The organism is Desulfamplus magnetovallimortis (assembly GCF_900170035.1).
In the GTDB taxonomy this organism is placed as follows: domain Bacteria; phylum Desulfobacterota; class Desulfobacteria; order Desulfobacterales; family Desulfobacteraceae; genus Desulfamplus; species Desulfamplus magnetovallimortis.
In genome coordinates this window covers 53089-55681 of sequence record NZ_LT828550.1, presented here as the reverse complement: position 1 = coordinate 55681, position 2593 = coordinate 53089, and the positions used below count along the sequence as shown (strand labels likewise).

Annotated in this window: 4 protein-coding genes; 3 read left to right on the top strand and 1 reads right to left on the bottom strand. The window is 39.3% G+C overall.

Annotated elements, in window-relative coordinates; all coding sequences use genetic code 11:
* On the bottom strand, positions 1-462 hold a 462-nt coding region (locus MTBBW1_RS17305; protein ID WP_080805305.1), incomplete at its 3' end, for a nucleoside deaminase.
* 183 nt (positions 463-645) lie between these two features.
* Between MTBBW1_RS17305 and dgt the strand changes: the two genes are divergently transcribed.
* The 3 genes from dgt to MTBBW1_RS17295 all read left to right on the top strand — a co-directional run bounded on the left by dgt (position 646) and on the right by MTBBW1_RS17295 (position 2482).
* Positions 646-1398 carry a dGTP triphosphohydrolase gene (dgt, locus tag MTBBW1_RS17300; protein ID WP_342743925.1) on the top strand — a complete coding sequence of 251 codons (753 nt, stop codon included), beginning with the start codon at positions 646-648 and terminating at the stop codon, positions 1396-1398.
* On the top strand, positions 1358-1717 hold the full coding sequence (locus MTBBW1_RS30220; protein WP_342743924.1) for a deoxyguanosinetriphosphate triphosphohydrolase family protein: 360 nt from the start codon (positions 1358-1360) through the stop codon (positions 1715-1717). The genes dgt and MTBBW1_RS30220 overlap by 41 nt, the downstream gene beginning before the upstream one ends.
* 180 nt (positions 1718-1897) lie before the next feature.
* A complete protein-coding gene (locus MTBBW1_RS17295) occupies positions 1898-2482 on the top strand; it encodes a hypothetical protein (protein ID WP_080805304.1) in 585 nt (194 codons plus the stop codon).
* Positions 2483-2593: the final 111 nt, after the last annotated feature.

Sequence of the window (2593 nt, the reverse complement as noted above, 5' to 3'; positions counted from 1 at the left end):
AAATCGGGCAAAGAGCAAAGGGCTTTCCTCTCTCAAAACATTGTGAACAAGCACAGGACGATTTTTTTTATAAAGAAGGGGTAATGAATCAAGATCGCAGGAAGTTCCACCTCCCATGACATCTTCATATGCATAAACAATCCTTCCTATACCGGAAAGAAGAATAGCTCCATAACACATAAGACACGGCTCCATGGTAACATAGATAGTACAATCTTCGGGTTTTACCATGTAATCAAGGGAGTAAAATGACTTTAATGCTCTTATCTCCGCATGGTCAACCTCATTTGCGTTTGTAGTATAAGCAGTTCCCTCTCTTGAGCCTGTGGCAACTACTTTGCCGCTTTCAACAATCACACATCCAACAGGGAAATCTCCTCTGTCAAAGGCCATGAGTGCCTCTGAAAGGGCAAAACGCATATTTATTTCATCCTTGGAAGCAATAGAACACGTCCCTTCCATAAACTGTCACCCTCCAAAATGAATAACAGGCAAAGCTGTGATGGTTCAATATTTTCTTAGAAAGTTCTTTACAAAAATTCTACAATATGCACAATAATTTTCTGTTTTTTATATTCACTGAAATCATAACTCTTAAATAATCAGACTACTACCATAATATAGTGTTTTTAGTTACCTTAAACTATGAATAGAGACAACCTTTCAATACGACACATTTATCAAAAAAGGGAAAAGAAATTCCTGTCAAAATATGCCTGCGCTAGCCAGGACTCTGGGCCCCGACTTAAGCAGGAGCCAGAGTGCAGCATAAGAACACCTTTTCAGCTTGATCGTGACAGAATCGTCTATTCCAACGCTTTCAGACGCCTGAAACATAAAACCCAGGTATTTTTATCACCACTTGGAGATCACTACCGGACAAGATTGACACATACCCTTGAAGTCTCTGAAACTGCAAGAAATATTGCAAGAGCACTTTACATGAACGAAGATCTGACAGAAGCCATTGCACTTGGGCATGATCTTGGCCATACACCTTTTGGTCACGGTGGAGAAACAGCGCTCAAAGAGATATACTCCCCCCATTTTTCTCACAATGAACAGAGTCTGAGAGTAGTTGATAAACTTGAAAAACGGGGAGAAGGCCTGAACCTCACACGAGAGGTAAGAGATGGCATACTCAAACACTCAAAGGGCTTCGGGGATATCATGCCTTCAACTCCAGGCACAACAGCATCAACAGTTGAAGGAAGAATTGTCCGCATTGCAGATATAATTGCCTATCTCAACCACGATCTGGATGATGCTTTAAGAAGCCGCGTCATAACAGAGAGCGAGATTCCGTCCATATGCAAAAAAAGAGCTTGGCAACACCCACTCAGAAAGGGCAAGAACAATGATAGAGGAACTAATTTGCAACAGCGGAGAAAAAAATGATATATTTATCCTTTTTATGGGAGAGAGGGCATTCTCTGCAATGACAATATTGCGCCAGTTTCTTTATAACAATGTTTACCGTGCACCATCTGTTCATCAGGAATTCATAAAAGCAAAAAAAGTATTAATTGAGATATATAACTACTTCATTGATAATATTGATTTTCTCCAGGCAGAATTAGAAAAAATGGAAATGGCACCATGGGAGCCATCTAAAAATCACCTCAAAAGATCTGTATGCGATATAATTGCAAGTATGACCGACAGATATGCACTTGAACTTTATACCAAGCTTTTTTTCCCCCGCCCAAGGGTATAAAGTCAAATTACAGACATCCATAACATCCTTTCCATCCTGGTTATCCTGATTCAGACAAATAGAACAACTGCAGAAAACGCAATAAGATGTAGATTTTGAGAATATAAAGACAGCGGAACCACGACACAGATACAACTCTTCTATTTTTACTTTAGTATCAAGGAAAAACATATAACGAAAATGACTTTAAATACAAACAATAATATCTTTTTCAATCGCCTCAGGCAAATATATGATGATATGGATACCGAGTGGCAAAACAAAGCCGCACAATATGGCTTCAAATGCAATGGATGCAAAGAGAACTGTTGTGAATCTGAGTTTTATCACCACACATTCATTGAAAAGGCTTATCTTATTAAGGGCTTTAAAACGATGCCTCTTCCTTCCAGAATCAAAACTCAAAAAAGGGCGGGAAAGGTTCTCAAAAAAAGAGATGCCGCTGCAAAAAAGGGGGAGAGTAGCAAAGTAATGTGCCCTCTTAACATTGAAGAAAAGTGCATGATTTACCCTTTCAGGCCAATGATATGCAGACTGCATGGTATTCCTCACGAGCTTTACACACCGTTGAAAGAAAAGATAGAATCCCCTGGCTGTGATGCCGGAGCCCCTTTTTTTGAAGGTAAATACTACCAGTTTGACAGGACCCCCTATTACAAAAAAATAGCTGCCCTTGAAAAGGATTTCCTTGACTTCCATTTTAATGGCAAAGCCAAAAGAATCAAACAGACCATTGCTCATATGATAGCAGAAATAAGAATCTAATGCACTGACAACACATCATTTTAGGGTTATCTCCAACGTAGAGACAAGGCACGCCTTGTCTCTATAGCTTTCCAGAAAAAAATTTTATTTTTTGGTCAAAAAAATGGCATC

What these genes read in the sequence shown, in the direction of transcription:
- dgt (WP_342743925.1), top strand. Translation starts at nt 646, where the DNA reads ATGAATAGAGACAACCTTTCAATACGACACATTTATCAAAAAAGGGAA.
- MTBBW1_RS30220 (WP_342743924.1), top strand. Translation starts at nt 1,358, where the DNA reads ATGATAGAGGAACTAATTTGCAACAGCGGAGAAAAAAATGATATATTT.
- MTBBW1_RS17295 (WP_080805304.1), top strand. Translation starts at nt 1,898, where the DNA reads ATGACTTTAAATACAAACAATAATATCTTTTTCAATCGCCTCAGGCAA.